Source organism: Rhodococcus sp. MT28 (assembly GCF_058792695.1).
The window spans coordinates 13,015-32,127 of the sequence record NZ_JBXAFD010000012.1 but is presented as its reverse complement, the minus strand read 5'-3'; the positions used below and the strand labels follow the sequence as shown (position 1 = coordinate 32,127).

Below are 19,113 nucleotides of genomic sequence, written 5' to 3'. Positions count from 1 at the left end.
ATCCCCGAACTCTTTGCAAACTTTTTCGCGCAGGCGTGTAACGCTGCAGAATAGCTACCGATATTCATGACAGCCCCGTGTTGCTGCCTGACCCCCGACCTGGCAGCAGCGCGGGGCTCTCGTATGTCCGGATATCCTGTATTGAGTTGTCGGTGAGCGCCGCAGCGACGGTTGATGCAGCGAGGAGCCAACAGGTGAGTGACGAAGAGGGTCCGTCCGTCGAGAAGACGAACAGCGAGGACTCGTCCCTCCCGGAACAGGAACTCGAGTCGGTCGAGGAACCTCAGGCGGTCGAAGAGACCGAGTCGGTCGAGGAACCCCAGCCGGTCGAGGAACCCGAGGCCCCTGAGGACACTGAGGCCGTTGTCGAGGCTGAATCAGTAGAACCTGAACCAGCCGAAGCACCAAGGCCTGTCGACGAAGAAGCAAGCGATTCCACGGAAGCGACAGTCGACGAATCGGCAAACGAGGTCACCACCGTCATCCCTGTCGTCCCCGCGGAGGACGCACCGCCGACGGAAGTAGTCAACTCGGCTCCGGCGACAGAAGCCATCGACGAGCAGACAGAGCAGTTCGAGCCCCCGGCAGTGGTGGTTCCCCCGAAGCCGCCGCGTCCCGAGTTCGTGCAGCAGTACGACACCCAGCAACTCGAACCCATCCAGCAGCAGTACGAGCCTGTTGTCCGAGAAGCAGAGGTAGTTGCACCCCCGGCGCCGCAACAACCGGTGGCGCCCGCTTCGCAGTCTTCCCGCAAGTGGGTCAAACCGGCGATAGCAGTCGGCGCCATCTTTGCCGTCGCAGCGATTGCCTACGGAGTGGACATCTTCACCTCGTCCGGGAAGACACCACGCGGCACTCAGGTCGCCGGGGTGGACATCGGTGATCTCACGCCCGCCGACGCGGAAGCCACGCTGCGCGCCCAACTCGGCCCGAGGCTCGTCGAACCGGTAGCGGTACATGCAGGCGGCGTCGACTCCGAGATCGTTCCCGCGTCTGCGGGTGTGGACGTCGACTGGTCGGCGACGCTGTCGGGCGTGAACGCTCAGCCCATCAACCCGATCACCCGCATCACGTCGTTCTTCGGCTCCCGCGAGGTGCCCGTGGTGTCGGCAATCGACCAGGGTGCGTTGGATGCGTCGATGGCGCAGCTCGCGGCGAACAGCGATCGTGCGCCCGTCGAAGGTGCAGTCGTGTTCGAGAACGGGAAGGCGACTGGTGTTTCGCCCGCTGCCGGTCAGGCGCTCGAAACGCAGCAGGCGGGTTCGACCTTCGCCGCTGAATGGTCCGATGGTGGCGTCGTCGATCTTCCGGTCGACGAGGTTCCGGTGACGGTCACTCAGGCCGGTGTCGATCGTGCGCTGCAGGAGATCGCTATTCCAGCTGTCTCGGGTGACGTCGTGGTCAACGGCCGTGACGGCAAGGTCGCGACACTCGGCGTCGATCAGATCGGCGAGGTTCTGACCTTCACGCCCGACGGCTCGGGTGGGCTGACTCCGCAGTACAACACGGATGCTGCGATCAAGATTCTGACTCCGCAGTTGGCGTCGACGGAAGTACAACCCAAGGACGCGTCGTTCACCTTCGCCGGTGGCAAACCGTCGGTTGTGCCCGGTGTCGTCGGTGATCTGATCAACTGGCCGGACACGGTCAAGGAACTTCCGGTTCTGTTGGGCAGCACGGCTTCTCGGGCAACGCCCGCCGTGTACGGACCGGTCCCGCCGGCATTGACCACCGAAGCCGCGGAGGCACTCGGCATCAACGAGGTGATCGGCGAATTCACTACCGGTGGTTTCGAATACGCGTCTGGTGTGAACATCGGCCTGGCCGCGTCGGAGATCGACGGGGCCGTGATCAAGCCCGGTGACACGTTCTCGCTCAACGAGTACACGGGCCCGCGCGGTGCGGCGCAGGGATACATCGAGTCGGGGATCATCAACAACGGTCGCCCGGACAAGGCTGTCGGCGGCGGTATCAGCCAGCTCGCGACGACGCTCTACAACGCGACGTATTTCGCAGGTATGGAGGACGTCGCGCACACCGAGCACAGTTACTACATCTCGCGGTACCCCGAGGCTCGTGAGGCGACCATCTTCGATGGTGCGATCGACCTGCAGTTCCGTAATCCGGCGAAGACCGGCGTGATGATCGAGACGATTGCGACGTCGTCGAACATCACCGTTCGGATCTGGGGAACCAAAACTGTCGATGTCACGTCGACGACCGGCCCGCGGACGTCGCCGACGTCGCCGAACACCGTGACCTTGCCGGAGGGGCCTGGCTGTGTGGCTTCGAGCGGTGCGCCCGGGTTCACGGTCAGCGACACTCGCGTGATCACCGACCACGCGAGTGGCGCCGAGATTTCCTCGAACACCCGAACCGTCAAGTACGACCCGGTGCCGATCGTGAAGTGCGAGTAGGGAACTACTTGCCGACGAGTGGGCCGAGGGTGCGGCCCGCGAGGTCGACGATGCCTGGCTCTTCGCCGTTGGTGATCAGGTTGATCACGACGCCGTCGATGCCGTGGTCGAGGATGCGCGTCTGAACCTGCTCGGCGACGTCGTCCGGGCTGCCGACGAAATGGCGTTCGGTGGCCTTGGCGACCACGTCTTCCGGCGCCGTGGTGATGTCGAGGCCACGCTCCGCGAGAAACGTTCGCTGATGGGCGCGAGCCTTGTCGCCGTCCTCGTCGATCATCATGAACGTGAGGAAGCTGGTCTCGAGGGTTGCGGGATCGCGACCGGCTTCGTCGCAGCGTGCCGCAAGTGCTTCCATCTTGCGCGGCAATTCCGACGGGTCGCAGATGATGTTGAGGTGATCCGCGAAGCGAGCGGCGAGGCCGAACGTCTTTTTCTCACCGCCACCGCCGAGCAGGATCGGCAGGTCGTCGCGGACGCGAGGCTCGTTGATGGCGTCCTTGACGTGGTACCACTTGCCGTCGAAGGTGGGGCGATCACCGCGGAGCATCGGCGCGATGATCTGCAGTGCTTCGTCGAGTTTCTGGAAGCGCTCGGTGAACGTTCCGAACTCGTATCCGAACGAATTGTGTTCGAGTTCGAACCAACCGGCGCCGATGCCCAGGATGGCCCGACCGCCGCTCACAACGTCGAGGGTTGTGACGGTCTTGGCGAGCATGGGCGGATTGCGGTAGGTGTTTCCCGTGACCAGTGCAGACAACTGGATGGTCTCGGTGGCTGTCGCCAGCGCGGAGAGCGCGGAGTAGACGAGTGCGATCCTGGGCATCGCGCCGCGGGAGAACCGCTTGAGTTCGGTTCCGAGAGACATTCCAGCGAGCATCGCGGTTACCTCGCCCCTTCTTGGTCGGGATTGGTGACTTCTTGGAGCAGGGTGACGGCATCGATGGGTGATCCGTCTGGCAGCGGGTTGACGGTCGACGCGATGATGGTCTGGTAGCTCCCCATCTCGACGAGTCGCTCGACGAGGTACGCACGTTCGGAGTCGCGCCGCACTTGTTCGAGATCGTCGACGACAAGCAGGGCCGGCTTTTTCGTGTTCGCGACGGCGATACGCAGCAGGATCGCCTCGAGTTCCCCGAGATCGCTGACGTACCGGCCGAGCGCAGGTAACGGATGATCGCCGAAGACGGGAGCGCACACCGCTTCGAGTTCGCGGTCTCCGGCGCGTCCGATGAGCTTGTACCAGGGCGCATCCCAGCGAATTTGTTCGGTGATCAGATCGCGGACGGTGACGGATTCGGCAAGCTCGTCGATGTCCTCGAACCCGGCGACCCCGGCGATCTCGAAGATCTCGCGGGGACGCGTTCGACCGAAGACGGACAGTGAGCCGGAACTGGCTTTCATTCGTCCGCTGAGTGTCAGAAGTAAGGACGTACGTCCTGAACCGGCCGAGCCTTCGAGGATGGTCACACCGCCCGCACGAATCTCGAGATTGACGGGTCCGAACACCGGCCCCCATGGGCCGTCGAGCGCCAAGTCCGTGGCGGTCAATGCCAGGTCAGGGGCGTAATCGGGTTGTGCGTGCTCTGGTGCGACCACGATGATCACCTGTCTGTTGATCTACTCGGCCTGCGAAAGAACCGAGTGCTGGTTCAGTGGACGTTCGTGCTCACCCAATCACATCGGTAGCGGGCGAGCGGTCCCATGAATGGGATGTGTCGGACACGTTCGACAACTTGAAGACCGAACGGTATGTATTCTGTTGGAAACGGAACGGGGGAGTCGAGGTGCCGGTTCGTAGACGCGGTATGTGTGCGTTACTGGTCATGGCCACCCTGTCGGTTGTCTCCTGTGCCGGTGAGCGCGAGTCGCCCCCGTTCGTGTCGAGCGAGAGGCTTTTCGAGTTCACCGGTCGCAATGTCGGACCCGTGACCGTTCCGCCCTTGCCTTCCGATCGGCACGAGTCCGAAGCAGCGCCGTACGGAGCCATCACCCTGTCCGGTGGGTGGAGCGGCGCAGCCAATGTCTCGCTGCCCGGATCCGTCACGTGTTTCGAGCACAACTGGGCGGATTCGCTGCCCGCCGGTCACCGCCAGTGGGCCTACGAGGTGCACACCAGTTCCTTTTACGAGTACGACGGCGGCGGCGAGTATCCGGGACGTGATTTCCAGTTGCAGGTCTACGTGAACGAAAAACCGGAACCAGGTCAGCACGGGTCGGCGATCATGAAGTTCTCGGATCAGAGCGGACAGTTCGTGTCCTTCGGGGGCGGTGACGACAAGTCCATCGAAATCGTCAGTTCTCCGGACCGCAGGCGCGTGGCGCTTTCCCTGGTGGGAAGGGCGGCACGGCCCGGCGAACAACCGACGACGTCCGTACTGTCCGCACAGATCAGTTGTCCGACCGTCGAGCGCAGATGACCTCGGATTCCATGGACTGCTGAGCATGAAAATGCCGGCCCCGAAACGTTCTCGGGACCGGCACTTTTCATGAATCAGGAACGAATCAGAATGCTGCTTCGTCGATCTCCATGATGTCGTTCTCGGTGTTCGCGATGATCTCGCGTGAAGCGGTGAGCTCGGGCAGGACGTTCTTGGCGAAGAAGGAAGCGATGGCGACCTTGCCCTCGTAGAAGCCCTTGTCCTTGTCGGAAGCGCCGTTGTCGAGTGCTGCGAGAGCGATCTCGGACTGGCGGAGCAGCTGCCAGCCGATGAGCAGGTCGCCGACGGACATCAGGAAGCGGACGGAGCCGAGGCCGACCTTGTACAGCTCGGTGGGCTGCTCCTGAGCTCCCATGAGGAAGCCGGTGAGCGTGGCGGCCATGGCCTGGACGTCTTCGAGTGCGGTGGCGAGCAGTGCGCGCTCCGCCTTCAGACGACCGTTGCCGGCTTCGCTGTCGATGAAGGTCTTGATCTGTCCGGCAACGTGAGCGAGCGCGACGCCGCGGTCACGAGCGATCTTGCGGAAGAAGAAGTCCTGAGCCTGGATGGCCGTCGTGCCTTCGTACAGCGAGTCGATCTTGGAGTCGCGGATGTACTGCTCGATCGGGTAGTCCTGCAGGAAGCCGGAGCCACCGAGGGTCTGCAGGCTGTCCGTCAGGTACTGGTACGCACGCTCGGAGCCGACGCCCTTGACGATCGGGAGCAGCAGGTCGTTGACGCGGAACGCGGTGTCCTTGTCTGCGCCCGAGACGAGCTGGGCGACAACCTCGTCCTGGTGAGCTGCGGTGTAGAGGTACACCGCGCGCAGGCCTTCGGCGTATGCCTTTTGCATTGCCAGGCTACGACGCACGTCGGGGTGGTGCGTGATGGTCACGCGCGGTGCTGCCTTGTTGGTCATCTGGGTCAGGTCTGCGCCCTGCACACGCTGCTTGGCGTAATCGAGAGCGTTGAGGTAACCGGTGGAGAGGGTGGCGATTGCCTTGGTGCCGACCATCATTCGAGCGTGCTCGATGACGTCGAACATCTGGGCGATGCCGTTGTGGACCTCGCCGACCAGCCAGCCCTGTGCGGGGATGCCGTGTCCGCCGAAGGTGACCTCACACGTGGCGGAGACCTTCAGGCCCATCTTGTGCTCGACGTTGGTGACGAAGACACCGTTACGCTCGCCGAACTCTTCGGTCTCGAAGTTGAAGTGCGTCTTCGGGACGAAGAACAGGCTCAGGCCCTTGGTGCCCGGTCCGGCGCCTTCGGGGCGAGCGAGAACGAGGTGGAAGATGTTCTCGAACAGGTCGTCCGAGTCGGCCGAGGTGATGAAGCGCTTGACGCCCTCGATGTGCCAGGAGCCGTCGTCCTGCTTGATCGCCTTGGTGCGTCCGGCACCGACGTCGGAGCCGGCGTCGGGCTCGGTGAGGACCATCGTGGCGCCCCATCCGCGTTCGACGATGGTGGCTGCCCACTTCTTCTGCTCTTCGGTGCCGTTGTTGAACAGCACGTCCGCGAAAGCGGGTCCGGCCTGGTACATGTGCGCTGCAGGCTGTGCGCCCAGGATCAGCTCACCGATGGCCCACACGACGGAGCGGGGAACCGGCACGCCGCCGACCTCTTCGCTCAATCCCATGCGGTACCACTCGGCATCCCACAGAGCCTTGAACGACTTCTTGAAGGATTCCGGAAGTGCAACGGTGTGCGTCTCGGGATCGAAGACAGGGGGGTTGCGGTCCGCATCGGCGAAAGATTCACCAAGCGGTCCCTCGGCCAGGCGTGCGACCTCTGCCAGCATGTTGCGGACAGTGTCGGCATCCAGGTCGCCCCAAGCGCCTTCGCTCAGTGGCTTCTCCAGTCCGAGAACCTCGAAGAGGTTGAACTCCAGGTCCCGAACGTTGCTCTTGTAATGGCCCATGTCTTCTGCTTCTCCCAGTGAGGTGGTGCGGTCCAGCACTCCTAGTACCGCCCGAAGTTTATTACTCGTCGGTAACTTAATACATGTTACTAGCCGTTCTTTGCATTGCCAACACCGGATTTGCGTCCGATGACAAGCGCGTCGACCGCGATTCCCGTTTCGGTGTGCCTGTGGGGATTTCCGGCGATCTCGAACTCGAGCTTTCCGCGGAACTCCTGCATCAATTCTTCTGGTGTGTAAAGGATTTCGGGATCTTGTGGCCCGCCGACGCCGTAGTCGATGTTGCTTCGGTCGTGACCCAAAATCATGAGGATTCCGTCAGGTTTCAGAGAATTTATGGCACGGTTCACAACCAGGGTGCGTTGTGGTGCGGGCAGATGAAGGTAAAGAAGCAGGGCCAAGTCGTATCCCTGCTCGTTCCTCGAGGCGTAATCCGCGACGGTGACGTCGCCGCATCGGTAGTCGAGCCGGTCGAGAACCGATCGGGGTGAGCGGGCCGCGATCGTACGGGCTTTCTCGATCGCGACGGCCGAGTAGTCGATGCCGGTGACCTCCCAACCGCGAGTCGCGAGCCACAACGCGTTACGGCCCTCGCCGCACGCCAGGTCCAGTGCCTGGCCGTGGGGGAGGGCCGTCGCGTATTCCACCAGCAATTCGTTGGGAGGAGCGCCCCAGACGAGCTCGGTTTCTTCGTACTTCTTGTCCCAGGCCGCCGCATCCATAGATGACGACGGTAGTGCCACTCAGTGGTTACGCACTCCGTCCATCGGGTTCTTGCGTAGAGCGGCGCGCGTCGGGATCGCGATGGAGACAAATCCCAGAACAGCGGTCACCGCGACGATGGAACCGTAAATCGCCGGTGAAATCGCCGGGATCGGCTGCCCGGACACCGCTACGGCAATGCCCATCAGAGGCGGCAGGGCGATCAGTGATCCGACCACGACGGCGATTCCCACCACCATCAACGACTCGATGCGCATCATTGCTCGGACCTGCCTCGTCCGCGAGCCCACCAGTTGAAGGAGCGCGAACTCGCGGGAACGCTCGGCAGTGGCGGCGACCAGGGTGTTCACGACTGCGACTGCGAGATAGCCGAGCAGGACGAGGACAGCGAGGATGCTGACCCACGACTGCATACGACGCTGATCTTCGCCCGCGGCCCCGAACTGGTCCTGGTTCATCGCGGCGATCGAGGGGAACGAGCGCAACGACTGCTGGACTTCGGCCGACCGTCCGGGTTCGGCAGCAACCAGAACGGTGTCGATCAGAGCGTCGGTGGAGTGCTGACGCAAAGTCTCGATCGGCATGGTCACGTCCCCGAATCCGAGGCCGCGACCATATTTTGCGACGACCATGGGATGTACCAGTGTTCCGTCTCCCAGATAGAGGTCGACGCGCTGGCCGACCTCGGCTCCGAGTGTGAAGGCCCCGTCTTCGCTGACGGCAACGGTATCGCCGGTCAGAGCGCTGAGGTCGCCCTCGGTCACCGCGAGATCGAGGGTTGCGTCGGCGCCGGCGGCGTCGATGCCCTGGGCCGCGATCGCGCTGTCGGCTGAGCCGCCTTTCTCGCCGCTGGGTACCGGCAGGACTTGACTGCGGACTACCGGGTTTGCCGCACTCACTCCGGGCACCGATGCGATCGAGTCGAGGAGCGAGGGAGCGATACCGGCCGGCGCGCCGACGATCAGGTCGGCGGTGACGCCCTTGATCGACTGGTTGGTCGCCTCGGCGGCGACGGTGCTCTGGCTGAAGAACTGCACCGAGCCCAGGGCGATGGCGAGAGCCAACGGAACAACCGCCGACGAGAGCCGCCTCGAATTGGATTCGGCGTTGGCGGCAGCGAGAACTTTGGACGCCGACCCACTACGGCGCAGTGGACCGCCGATCACCTTGATGATGCCGCGCACCAACAACGGGCCGAGCAGCGCGACAGAGAAGATCAACAACAGTGCGCTCGAACCGGCTCCAGCGGCTGCCACGCTGCCGGGAAGGAAAGCGGGGAGGATGCACGCGCCGAGACCGGCGGCACCGAAAATCAGCCCGGTGACGATGCGTCCGCGGCTCAGTTTCGCCGGGCCGCTTTCGGATTCGCGAAGCGCTTCGACGGGGTCGAGCTTTGCCGGTCGTCGTGCCGCGATCGCCGCTGCCGCGCGGGCAGTGAGTACGCAGATCAGGAAAGCCGCGATCGCCGGAAGCGGGCTGTACGCCAGCGCGAAATCGGTGGGCATGACCCCTGCATCGGCAAACTGTGCACCCAGGAATCGGGCGAGTAGGAATCCGGGCACCGCGCCGATCGCAGCCGCAGTCGCCGCGACGAGCAACACTTCACGCCCGATCATGACGTGGACTTGTCGCGTGGTGGCCCCGATTGCCCGCAACAGAGCGAACTCTCGGCGCCTGGCGTTGATCGAGAGCGACAGCGTGCTGGAAACGACGAACATGCTGACCATCAATGCAAGACCTGCAAACGTGGCACAGAGCACGATCAACTGAGTCCGCGCAGCTCCGGCGTCGAGGAACTCGATGCCTCCGCGTGCGGTGCCGGTCGAGACCTCCGCACCGGTTCCGGCGAGTGCGTCGTGGGCGAGAGCGGCAGCATCCACGCCTTCGGGAGCGATCAATCCGACTGCGGTGACAGAGTTCTGGTGCGGCCACAACCGTTCGGCCTCTGCGTCGTCGAGGAAGACGAGCGCCGGACGGTCGGGTGACGGCACCGAAGCCGAATCAGCTGTGCCGACGACGGTGTACTCGTCCGCTATCGCGCCGTGAGCCAGCGTGATTCGCTCGCCGAGCGCGGCGCCCGAGGTCGAGACCACCTCGTCTCGGCTCTGCGGAGCGCGACCATCGGTCAGCGAATACGGCGCCAATTGTGCTGTGTTCCAAGGATGTGCGTCGAGTACGACGCCCTCGGCGGTGCTGACGGGGACGGAGATGTCGGGAACCACCGTGACATCGAGTGCGTCGAGCTTGCGGACCGTATCGCCGGCGAGGAGAACTCGCTCGGCAAAGGGCTGATCGGCGTCTTCCTTGACCTCGAGCGCCTGTGGTGCACTCACGACGGCGTCGGCACCGGCGTAGAGATGTGGTGAGACACCGCCTCGCACTCCCGATTCCAGCAGCACACCCAGACCGCAGGTGAGGAGCGCTGCGCAGAATACGGAGACGAACACGGCGACGAAACCGGAGCGATGCGCTTTCAGGTGCGCAAAGGTGTGCGCTTTCATCATCACCAGTCCCCGAGGTGTGTCATGCGCTCGGCGATCTGCTGCGGGGTCGGGCGGTCGATGTGCCCGACAAGTTTCCCGTCGGCGAGGAACAGCACACGATCGGCGTACGACGCGGCCACCGGGTCGTGCGTGACCATGACGATGGTCTGGTCGAACTCGGCGGCTGTCCGGCGCAACAACTCCAGAACCTGCTTGGCGCTACGGGAGTCGAGGGCGCCGGTCGGTTCGTCGGCAAAGAGTGCGTCGGGGTGGGTGACGAGGGCGCGTGCGATGGCGACGCGTTGCTGCTGACCGCCGGACAACTCGGAGGGTTTGCGCTTTCGGTGTGATCCGAGTCCGACGGATTCGAGGACGAAGGTCAGGTACTGCTTGTCGGCTCGTCGCCCGGCGAGGAGTAGGGGGAGCGTGACGTTCTGCTCGACGTCGAGAGCGCCGAGCAGGTTGTAGGCCTGGAAGACGAAACCGATGTGATCGCGACGGAAGATGCTGCGGGCCTTCGTCTTCAGCTGTGAAATTTCGGTATCGCCCAGCCACACCGATCCGCTGCTCGGTCGGTCGAGGCCCGCGGCGCAGTGCAGGAAAGTGCTCTTACCTGATCCGGACGGGCCCATCACGGCGGTGAAGGTGCTGCGCGGCAGAGTGAGGCTGATGTTGTCGAGGGCGGTCACGGCGCCGCGGCCGTTGCCGTAGACCTTGCTGACCCCTTCGAGTCGCACGGCAGATGTTCGAGCTCCCGTGGCACCATGAGCCGGCGGGGCGAGGACCGAGTGTCGATTCTTCATGGGAAGAACGCTATGGAGATTCGCCATTCGTCGACATCCAGCAGAGTCCCGAATCAATGGTGTAGCCAGCTGTAGTGGATCGTGCGGTGTGGTGCGGCATGCTGGGGCAGTGAAGAAGAGAACCAGGGCTGCGGTGTACGTGCTCGTCGAGGGTGCGGCAGCTGTTGTTTCCCTGTTCTTGCTGATGGTCGGTCTCATTCTGTTGTCGCTCTCGATTCTGATCGTCGGCTGGTTGCTGTTGCCGTCGTACGTGCGAGTGCTCCGGTGGTGGGCCGGCCTGGCTCGCAAACGCACCGCTGCGTACACCGGACGCCCTGTTCTGCAGCGATACCCACCGATGCCCAGCAATCCGACATTCGGGGACTGGAGCCGGTTCCTCACCGATCAGTCGACGAGGCGCGACGCGGCCTGGTTGTCGATTCATGGTCTGGGTGCTTTCGTCGCGGCGATGCTGACCATTGCTCTGCCACTCGGTGCGCTCAATGCGATTGCCGTCCCGCTGTACTGGCAGCAGATGCCCGCGGGCGAACCCGTCAACAACCCGTACCCCGTGACGTCGTGGCTGGGCGCTGCCGGAATGCCGTTGATCGGCATCCTGTACTTCCTGATCGCGTGGTGGTTGATCCCCGCGATGGCGAAATGGATCAGCTGGTCGACCACGACTTTGCTTGCGCCGGATACGCGTTCGGACCTCTCGAAGCGCGTCACCGCCCTGACGGCCAGCCGCGCTGCGGCGCTCGACGCGCATTCGGCCGAACTCAAGCGCATCGAGCGGGATCTGCACGACGGAGCGCAGAACCGTCTGGTCGCGGTGGTGATGATGTTGGGGATGGCCGAGCGGTCGTTGCAGAACAATCCGGACCAGGCTCTGCCACAACTGCATCGGGCCCAAGATGCGGCCACCGAGGCGTTGAGCGAACTCCGGACGTTGGTGCACGACATCTACCCGCCGATCCTCGACGAGTTGGGTCTGGAGGGCGCGATCTCGGCGCTCGCCGGGCGCTCCGCCGTGCCCTGCGTACTCGAGATCGACGAACTCCGCCGTGCCCCGGCTGCCGTCGAGGCTGCTGCGTACTTCGTCGTCGCCGAGGCCTTGACCAACGTCGCAAAACACAGCGGAGCGCGCAGGGTCACCGTCACGGCACGGACGGAGACGTCGGACGACCCGTCGGGTGAGACGATGCTCATCGACGTGATCGACGACGGTCACGGCGGCGCGAACGAACGCCCGGGCGGCGGCGTGGCGGGTATTCGACGCCGGGTCGAGGCTTTCGAAGGAACCGCAGTATTGGAGAGCCCGGAGGGTGGACCGACAACGATGAGGGTGGAACTACCGTGCGGATTCTGATTGCCGAGGACGACGCTCTTCTGCGAGAGGGGCTGGCCCTGCTGCTCCGTGGAGAGGGCTTCGAGGTGTCTGCCGTCTCCGACGCCGCACAGTTCCTCACGGTGTTCGAGGAGACAACCCCCGACGCCGCGGTGCTCGACGTCCGGATGCCTCCTACTTTCACCAACGAGGGACTTCGAGCGGCGATCGAGGTGCGCAAGCTTCGCCCGGGCTTTCCCGTCCTGGTCCTTTCCGCTTACGTCGAGGATCGCTACGCCGGTGAATTGTTGGCAGGAGGCGCCGGCGGGGTCGGGTACCTGCTCAAGGAACGGGTCGGCAAGGTAGCCGAGTTCGTCGACGCATTGAACCGGGTCGTCGACGGCGGAACCGTGATGGATCCCGAGGTCGTATCCCAACTGATGAGCCGTCGACGCGCCGACGATCCGATCAGATCGCTGACGCCACGCGAGTCCGAGGTTCTCGGACTGATGGCGGAGGGGCTGGGAAATCAGGAAATCGCCAGGAAACTGGTCGTCAGCGACACTGCTGTGAGCAAGCACATAGGAAATATCTTCGCAAAACTCGGCCTGTCGGCTTCCGAAAGCGGGCATCGTCGTGTTTTGGCAGTTCTAGCTCATTTACGCGCCTGATCGTGGATCTGGACTACATACCTGACCGAAGCGTAATGTGAGCCAGCCTCATGTTGTTGCCGTGATCGAACGGTGACCTGAGAGGCAGGGGCTTATGTCCTGTACGTAACGTGTGATGTCGAATGCGCGTCATCACCAGAAACCAACGAGGAGATCGATCAATGGGTAAGCCGATTGCCAGTGTGGCCGGAGGTCGGCAGTCCGTCCTTCTCGGGCTCGGCGTTCACCGCCCGGAGCGAGTCGTGACCAACGACGAGATCTGCGAGCTGATCGATTCCACCGACGAGTGGATCCAGACGCGATCGGGTATCAAGTCGCGCCGGTTCTCCGGCGAAGGTGAAGGCATCCTCGCGATGTCGATCAGCGCGGCGCGTAAAGCACTGGACGTCAGCGGCATTGCCCCTGAGCAGATCGGCGCCGTGATCATCGCGACGTCGACGTGGGACCTGCAGACTCCTCAGGCTGCGTCCATCGTCGCCCACGAGCTCGGCATCAAGGGTCCGGCTGCATTCGACGTCGCGGCAGGCTGCGCCGGTTTCTGTACCGCCCTTGCGGTGGCCAGCGACCTGGTTCGCGGCGGCACGGTTGATCACGTACTCGTCGTCGGCGTCGAGTTGATGAGCGAGGCCACCGAGCCCACCGATCGCAGCGTTCGCTTCATCTTCGGTGACGGCGCAGGCGCAGTTGTCGTCGGCCCGAGCGATACCGTCGGAATCGGCCCGGTCGAGTGGGGTTCGGACGGCAGCCAGTCCGACGCCATCGTTCAGGAGCCCAGCTGGCTCGACTACACCAAGAACCCGACCGGACCTCGTCCGTGGATCAAGATGGCCGGTACCGCGGTGTTCCGCTGGGCTGCCTTCGAGATGGGCAAGGTCGCCACTCGCACCCTGGAGAAGTCGGGGCTGGGTATCGAGGACATCGACGCTTTTGTGCCGCACCAGGCAAACCAGCGCATCAACGAGGTCATCGCTCGCAGCATGAAGCTGCCCGAGGGCTTCCCCGTCTCCAACGACATCGCCGAGACGGGCAACACGTCCGCGGCCTCGATCCCGCTCGCCATGGAGCAGATGCTGCGCGACGGCCAGTGCAAGCCGGGCGACAAGGCATTGCTTCTCGCCTTCGGTGCGGGTCTGTCCTTCGCCGGTCAAGTTGTCGTCATGCCGCCGTTGGCTGGAGCGGAATCCGCCTGATTGTTCCTTACGGAAGGGCGCCTCGAACCCACGGTTCGGGGCGCCCTTCCGTTTCCGTCCGGATCGTCGAACGTCTGCGATGTGGCACTCTGGCGAGATGGTCGAGAACGTGGGGGAGTCCGAACGGGAGTCCGAACGTAATGGTGTGACGGGCGGCAGCTTGGCGAAGATGGGCGGGCAAGTGGCGCTCGCCAGCACGGTCAGTCGGATCACCGGCTTCGTCCGCACCCTTGCCCTTGCCGCGGTCCTGGGCATCGCCCTCGTCAGTGATGCGTACAACGCGGCCAACAGCTTCCCGAACATGGTCTATCAGCTCCTCCTCGGCGGGATTCTCGCCAGCGTCCTGCTTCCGTATCTGACGCGGCAACGGAGCCGTGGGCGGACGCTCGAACGAGAGCAGACGCAGCGCGTTCTCACCGTCGGAGCGCTGGCTCTTGCGCTCGTGACGGTAGTGGCCGTGGTGTGCGCGCCGCCTCTGGTCTCGGCCGTGATCGATGATCCGGCTCAACGAGAGCTCACGACGCTCTTCGCGTACTTGCTTCTTCCGGAGATCTTCTTCTACGGCGTCACGGCGATGATGACGGCTGTGCTCAGCGTTCGATCGGTGTTCGGCGCGCCGGCCTGGGCGCCGGTGATCAACAACGTCGTCCTTCTGGTGACGGTCGCGGTCTTCCTGTGTATCCCGGGGCCGGTGGCTCTGACTCCCGAGTCGATGACCACCGCGCAGGTTCTGGTGATCGGTGTCGGCACTTTGCTCGGGATCGTGGCGCAAACCGCCGTCGTTGCTCGAGCGCTGCACCGCAACGGGTTTCGGTGGCGCCTTCGCGTGCGGGTCGTACCGCACACCTGGCGACCGGTGCGCGTCGGGGCGCCGTTGCTCGGCTGGGTACTTGTGTACGTCGTTGCCGGCCAGATCGGTGTGTGGGTGACGATGAAGGTCACTCTCTCCCGTCACGTCTACTCGATGTACACGCACGCGGATCTGCTGTTTCAAGTGGCGTACGGCATTCTCGGTGTGTCGTTGCTGACGGTGCTGATGCCGCGGATCGCCAGGTCGGTTGCTGCGGGTGACGACGTCGGCGTCGTATCCGATCTCGGCCGGGGAGCCCGGTATTCTGTGGTGGCGCTGATCCCGGTGACTGTGGCGCTCATGGTGTTCGGTCCCTCGTTGACCACCTTGATCTTCTTCGGCCGGGTCGACGGCAGCAGTGCCCGGTTGATCGGGACGGCCGTTGCGGTCAGTGCATTCGGGCTGGTGCCCTTTGCGATGGTCATGCTTCAGCTGCGAGTGTTCTACGCCGACAACAACACCCGAACTCCCGCGCTGATCGCCCTGGTGATGGTGGTCGCCAAGACTGCGCTCGTCCTTCTTGCGTCACTGTCGGCGAGTGACGAAAGGCTGGTCCTGGCCGTCTGTGCCGCCGGCTCGTTCTCCTACGTGTGTGGAGCGGTACTCGGCCACATCCTTCTTCGAAAGCGATACGGGCTGTTGGGATTCCGTCGCGTGCAGGCCACCGTCGGAAGGATTTCGGCGGCGGCAATTCTGGCAGGTGGTTGTGCGCTCGCTTTGGTGGTGGCGGTTCAGAACCGAGTTCCCGAGCCCAGGCTTGCTGCTGTTATTTCATTGTCGGCGGGTGCGGCCGTCGGTGCCGTCGTCCTGTTGGGTGCATGCAAGGTCGTCGGTGTTCCCGAGATTCGCCGGGCGCGAACCCTACTGCTGTCCTGAGGACAAGAGCGGTACCAGCAGTTCGTCCGGAGTGAGGGCGCCGTGCTGTCCACGGAGGCCGGACAGTCCCGATTCGACAGATCGACGTACGACGGCCACGTCCCCGGACGCAATGGCGATGACATCACCGATCCGGCCGTGATACTCGGAATGCACTGCAGGCCCGAACAATCCTGCGACTATGCCCTCGGACCTCGTCCCGATCCACATGCGGTCACCCAGTTCGGCGCGCCAGCGGTCCGCAACATCTTGTGCAGCGCCTTCTCGGGTGTGGATGTGACGACATCTAGGTTCACCGGCAAGAGCGAGTACATCTTTGGACAGAATTGGAGTGTTGTCGAAGTCGATCTTGTTCTCGTCCGACACGTCGACCATTCCGTGGTCTGCCGTCACCAGCAATCTCACGTCCGGGCCGAGAGCCGCGGCGAGTTGCTCGACCAGTCGATCGACCAGCATCAGTTGGAAGATCCACGGCTCGGACTCGGGTCCGTAGACGTGGCCGAGTGCATCGATCTCGCTGATGTAGCAGTACGTGAACGTGCGGTCGGCAGATTTCGACGCCGCCACGGTGCGAGCGAGGAGGTCTCCGTATGCCTGGATTCCGGCGAACTGGGCACCGCGCATCCCGGCACGGGTGAGGCCGCTGCCGTCGAACTTCGACGGTACGACGGTTGTAACGGTGATGCCGGCTGCGGCGGCGCGATCGAACGTCGTGGCCTGCGGCTGCAGGGTTTCCGGGACGATGGAGTCGGTCTGAGATTCCTTCTTGCCCGCGCTGTGCCAACCCAGCCAGTTGAACACCGAATCGGCTTCTTCGACGTAGGACTGGTAGCCGGTGATGCCGTGCGCTCCCGAAGGCAGACCGGTCCCCAGTGAGACGATGCTGGTGGCCGTCGTCGTGGGGAAGCCTGCCCGGATGGGCGTTCCGATCAGTGAATTCAGGAATGGTGCGTGTTCGGCGTTGCGGGCGAGCAAGTTCGCGCCCATCCCGTCTACCAGCAGAATTACGGTCTTCTTGCTGGGCTGTAGATCGAGACGGTTCGCTTCGCCGCTCACTCCGAGAGAAGCGAGTACCGACGGCGCAAGCGTCGACAGAGTCGGCTGCGAGTACACATCGAGGAGAGGGGCGGGGGCGGGCATCCCATGAGATTAGGCGTTGGACGCAGAAAACTGCATACCTTCTGGGCGAGTGTTCAAATCTGTGCGGTCAAATCCGGACTTTCCAGATGATCAGCGCGCAGAGACCGCGGACCGGTGCGGCCTCCGCGCGGAGAGTCATTCCATGATCGTGGAGATCTGGAACTTGGCACCTAGTGGATCGGCCACCGACGCGAGACGACCGAAGGGCGTGTCCTCGGGATCGCGCAAGACGCTGCCGCCGAATTCGACGACCTTGGCGACGGCCGCATCGGTGTCGTCCGCCCCGAAGTACACCTGCCAGAACGACGGCGCCTCTGCCGGGAGGAACGAGCTGGCATCCATCAAACCGGCGACGACGGTGTCGCCCTGCTTGGCCTGTGAGTACCGGAACTCGTCGCTGTCACCGATCGACTCGTAAGTCCAGCCGAACACGTCGGTGTAGAACGGCAGGACCGCGGCGTAGTTCTTGGACAAGGTCTCGTGCCAGACCGGCGCTCCGGCCTCGCCGACCAAACCGAAGCCGTGGTGCTGATCTGCCTGCCAGATGCCGACGACGGCACCGGCCGGATCGCCCACGATCGCCATGCTGCCCTGAGGACCGACCTGCATCGACTGCATCATGATCGTTCCGCCCGAGGCTTGGGCCTTGGACGCCGACGCTGCCGCATCAGTCGAGGAGATGTAGGTGGTCCACACGTTGCCGTAGGGGTTTCCCTCCTGCTGGGGTCCGAGCCCGGCGATGGGCTGCCCGTCTTTGCTGAAGATCGCGTAGCCGCCGTACTGCGGGTCGTCGTTTGTGTCAGCCTGCCAGCCGAACACGTTGGTGTAGAAGGATTTGGCAACCTCGGTGTCGGAGCTGGTGAGGTCGATCCAACAGGGTGTTCCGTCGAGCGCTGTGCGTGCGGGCATCTGAAAACTCTCCTTAACCGAAACGGATACACAAGCAGGGGACGCGGAAATGCTTGGCCGAGGAAGGCCTGAATCTCACGCTACGCGCGTACCCCGACACATTCCCAGGGTTCGAGAGCTTTGGGGTATGTGTCCGTTTCGCGTTCCCCGGTGGGCCGGACCTGCCAACGTAGACGACCGCCGAATCGTTCTTGATACTCCGAAGTTGATGGGGCACTTGCTCGATCGGCAAGGGCGTTCCACCGGGGAGTGTTGGTACGTGTCAGCTCCTGATCAGCCCCGTGCGATCGAGCCACGCGAGCGCATGACGGGTGAACTCGTCCGGAATCTCCAATTGTGGGGTGTGGCCGGTGTCGCCGAGAATGATGGTGGTCCAGTGTGGATGTGCAGCAGCGGCTGCCCGTGCGGCCTCGACCGGGACAAGCCGATCGCGATCGCCGTGCATCAGGAGCGTCGGAGTCGTGATCTCTCGCAATGTCTTTCGATAGGAGGCAGGACGGGCGAGGGTCATCAGCAGTGACCGTGCTGCCTGAAGGAATTCGGCATCCTGGGTAGGTTCGTTGCGGCGAATCGCCGTCAAGGCAGCGCCCGCGTCGAGGACCGCGGGGTCGGCTCGCGTCGGATCGGCAAAACACAATCTGGTCATCTGAGCGGCCAACTGCCGGTCTGACATCTTTCGGCGTCCGAAGCCGAGAACCTGCTCACCGACGTACGGCATCGAGTAGAGCGCGAATTGGGCGGCGACGGTCAGATCGGGAAGTTGGACGGGCAGGGGGAGCGCCGGATCCACCAGCACCAGGCCGGCGACTGATTCGGGACTGGCATGGGTCGACATTGCCGAGACCATTCCGCCCATGGAATTGCCGAACAGGACGGCGGGCTCACCCACCACTGTGTCGAGAAAGCGATTCAGAAGTACTGCGTTGGCGTCGACGCCGGTGTGTCGCCCACGGGCAGAGGTGAGTCCGAATCCGGCGAGGTCAAGTGCGTACACGCGCGTGCGCGCCGCCAGCGCCGGTGCGACCCGCACCCAGTTCAGGTGCGAGCCGCCCAGACCGTGAACGAGCACGATGGGCGGCGCTCCGCTGGGACCGCCGAAGTCGATCCAGTGAACGTCACCGCCGAGATCGGTGATGTTGCTTGTCCCGCCCCACGGGTGTGTGAGGGTGCTTCCGTCGGTGAGTTGGGCCGAAACAGCGGATTCCATACCTGCCAGGATGCACCGAGGTGTCGTCGTAGTCACGCACTCGTTCCGGTTCGGGATCCGAATATGTGTCATCGATCACGGCTTCTCAAGAAGCTCAGGAAACGGGCAAAACGGAATTTGACTGGTGTTCAGCACTTTTCGAGGCTGTCGCCGCTTTCCGGCGGCCGTGGCGCGCGTCCGGCGGAGGTCGGTTCGGGCAT

General features: G+C 63.7%; 15 protein-coding genes. 6 read left to right on the top strand and 9 right to left on the bottom strand.

Annotation, left to right across the window (positions count from 1 at the left end; all coding sequences use genetic code 11):
• Nucleotides 1–194 precede the first annotated feature (194 nt).
• Nucleotides 195–2,417: a VanW family protein gene (locus AC1Q6C_RS28870; RefSeq protein ID WP_492666939.1), complete on the top strand. Its 2,223-nt coding sequence runs from the start codon at nucleotides 195–197 to the stop codon at nucleotides 2,415–2,417.
• A 4-nt stretch (nucleotides 2,418–2,421) separates the two neighbouring features.
• On the opposite strand, the gene AC1Q6C_RS28865 is transcribed toward AC1Q6C_RS28870, so the two are convergent.
• Together AC1Q6C_RS28865 and AC1Q6C_RS28860 are read right to left on the bottom strand one after the other, a co-directional pair.
• Entirely contained in the window at nucleotides 2,422–3,240 is an 819-nt protein-coding gene (locus AC1Q6C_RS28865) for an LLM class flavin-dependent oxidoreductase (RefSeq protein ID WP_492666947.1), read from the bottom strand.
• Nucleotides 3,241–3,299: 59 nt separating this feature from the next.
• On the bottom strand, nucleotides 3,300–4,022 hold the full coding sequence (locus tag AC1Q6C_RS28860) for an ATP-binding cassette domain-containing protein (RefSeq protein ID WP_007734574.1): 723 nt from the start codon (nucleotides 4,020–4,022) through the stop codon (nucleotides 3,300–3,302).
• A gap of 179 nt (nucleotides 4,023–4,201) precedes the next feature.
• Here AC1Q6C_RS28860 and AC1Q6C_RS28855 point away from each other — a divergent pair, with 179 nt between their 5' ends.
• Complete coding sequence (locus AC1Q6C_RS28855; protein ID WP_230359540.1) at nucleotides 4,202–4,834, top strand: hypothetical protein; 633 nt, start codon at nucleotides 4,202–4,204, stop codon at nucleotides 4,832–4,834.
• An 85-nt stretch (nucleotides 4,835–4,919) separates the two neighbouring features.
• Here AC1Q6C_RS28855 and AC1Q6C_RS28850 read toward each other — a convergent pair whose 3' ends face one another.
• The 4 genes from AC1Q6C_RS28850 to AC1Q6C_RS28835 form a co-directional block, all read right to left on the bottom strand.
• Nucleotides 4,920–6,755, bottom strand: a complete 1,836-nt coding sequence (locus AC1Q6C_RS28850) for an acyl-CoA dehydrogenase (protein WP_007734578.1) — start codon at nucleotides 6,753–6,755, stop codon at nucleotides 4,920–4,922.
• An 89-nt stretch (nucleotides 6,756–6,844) separates the two neighbouring features.
• A complete protein-coding gene (locus AC1Q6C_RS28845) occupies nucleotides 6,845–7,477 on the bottom strand; it encodes a class I SAM-dependent methyltransferase (protein WP_058039137.1) in 633 nt (210 codons plus the stop codon).
• Nucleotides 7,478–7,498: 21 nt separating this feature from the next.
• Nucleotides 7,499–9,982, bottom strand: a complete 2,484-nt coding sequence (locus tag AC1Q6C_RS28840; protein ID WP_492666938.1) for an FtsX-like permease family protein — start codon at nucleotides 9,980–9,982, stop codon at nucleotides 7,499–7,501.
• Entirely contained in the window at nucleotides 9,982–10,764 is a 783-nt protein-coding gene (locus AC1Q6C_RS28835) for an ABC transporter ATP-binding protein (RefSeq protein WP_492666937.1), read from the bottom strand. The genes AC1Q6C_RS28840 and AC1Q6C_RS28835 overlap by 1 nt, the downstream gene beginning before the upstream one ends.
• A 109-nt stretch (nucleotides 10,765–10,873) precedes the next feature.
• Here AC1Q6C_RS28835 and AC1Q6C_RS28830 point away from each other — a divergent pair, with 109 nt between their 5' ends.
• The 4 genes from AC1Q6C_RS28830 (at nucleotide 10,874) to murJ (ending at nucleotide 15,657) form a co-directional block, all read left to right on the top strand.
• A complete protein-coding gene (locus AC1Q6C_RS28830; protein WP_231917215.1) occupies nucleotides 10,874–12,112 on the top strand; it encodes a sensor histidine kinase in 1,239 nt (412 codons plus the stop codon).
• The gene (locus AC1Q6C_RS28825) at nucleotides 12,100–12,741 is read left to right on the top strand and encodes a response regulator transcription factor (protein ID WP_042452561.1); all 642 of its coding nucleotides are present in this window, start codon (nucleotides 12,100–12,102) and stop codon (nucleotides 12,739–12,741) included. The genes AC1Q6C_RS28830 and AC1Q6C_RS28825 overlap by 13 nt, the downstream gene beginning before the upstream one ends.
• Before the next feature lie 161 nt (nucleotides 12,742–12,902).
• Complete coding sequence (locus AC1Q6C_RS28820; RefSeq protein ID WP_003945837.1) at nucleotides 12,903–13,931, top strand: beta-ketoacyl-ACP synthase III; 1,029 nt, start codon at nucleotides 12,903–12,905, stop codon at nucleotides 13,929–13,931.
• 97 nt (nucleotides 13,932–14,028) lie between these two features.
• Nucleotides 14,029–15,657: a murein biosynthesis integral membrane protein MurJ gene (murJ, locus tag AC1Q6C_RS28815; RefSeq protein WP_492666936.1), complete on the top strand. Its 1,629-nt coding sequence runs from the start codon at nucleotides 14,029–14,031 to the stop codon at nucleotides 15,655–15,657.
• On the opposite strand, the gene AC1Q6C_RS28810 is transcribed toward murJ, so the two are convergent.
• From AC1Q6C_RS28810 to AC1Q6C_RS28800, 3 genes are all read right to left on the bottom strand, one after another.
• On the bottom strand, nucleotides 15,643–16,797 hold the full coding sequence (locus tag AC1Q6C_RS28810) for an alkaline phosphatase family protein (protein WP_042452555.1): 1,155 nt from the start codon (nucleotides 16,795–16,797) through the stop codon (nucleotides 15,643–15,645). The two genes, murJ and AC1Q6C_RS28810, sit on opposite strands and share 15 nt — an antisense overlap.
• Before the next feature lie 135 nt (nucleotides 16,798–16,932).
• Entirely contained in the window at nucleotides 16,933–17,706 is a 774-nt protein-coding gene (locus AC1Q6C_RS28805; RefSeq protein ID WP_042920224.1) for a VOC family protein, read from the bottom strand.
• A 262-nt stretch (nucleotides 17,707–17,968) separates the two neighbouring features.
• Complete coding sequence (locus AC1Q6C_RS28800; RefSeq protein ID WP_042452549.1) at nucleotides 17,969–18,913, bottom strand: alpha/beta fold hydrolase; 945 nt, start codon at nucleotides 18,911–18,913, stop codon at nucleotides 17,969–17,971.
• Between the last annotated feature and the right edge of the window lie 200 nt (nucleotides 18,914–19,113).

What these genes read in the sequence shown, in the direction of transcription:
- AC1Q6C_RS28850 (WP_007734578.1), bottom strand. Translation starts at nt 6,755, where the DNA reads ATGGGCCATTACAAGAGCAACGTTCGGGACCTGGAGTTCAACCTCTTC.
- AC1Q6C_RS28810 (WP_042452555.1), bottom strand. Translation starts at nt 16,797, where the DNA reads ATGCCCGCCCCCGCCCCTCTCCTCGATGTGTACTCGCAGCCGACTCTG.
- AC1Q6C_RS28820 (WP_003945837.1), top strand. Translation starts at nt 12,903, where the DNA reads ATGGGTAAGCCGATTGCCAGTGTGGCCGGAGGTCGGCAGTCCGTCCTT.
- AC1Q6C_RS28800 (WP_042452549.1), bottom strand. Translation starts at nt 18,913, where the DNA reads ATGGAATCCGCTGTTTCGGCCCAACTCACCGACGGAAGCACCCTCACA.
- murJ (WP_492666936.1), top strand. Translation starts at nt 14,029, where the DNA reads ATGGTCGAGAACGTGGGGGAGTCCGAACGGGAGTCCGAACGTAATGGT.
- AC1Q6C_RS28840 (WP_492666938.1), bottom strand. Translation starts at nt 9,982, where the DNA reads ATGATGAAAGCGCACACCTTTGCGCACCTGAAAGCGCATCGCTCCGGT.
- AC1Q6C_RS28835 (WP_492666937.1), bottom strand. Translation starts at nt 10,764, where the DNA reads ATGAAGAATCGACACTCGGTCCTCGCCCCGCCGGCTCATGGTGCCACG.
- AC1Q6C_RS28805 (WP_042920224.1), bottom strand. Translation starts at nt 17,706, where the DNA reads ATGCCCGCACGCACAGCGCTCGACGGAACACCCTGTTGGATCGACCTC.
- AC1Q6C_RS28865 (WP_492666947.1), bottom strand. Translation starts at nt 3,240, where the DNA reads ATGCCCAGGATCGCACTCGTCTACTCCGCGCTCTCCGCGCTGGCGACA.
- AC1Q6C_RS28845 (WP_058039137.1), bottom strand. Translation starts at nt 7,477, where the DNA reads ATGGATGCGGCGGCCTGGGACAAGAAGTACGAAGAAACCGAGCTCGTC.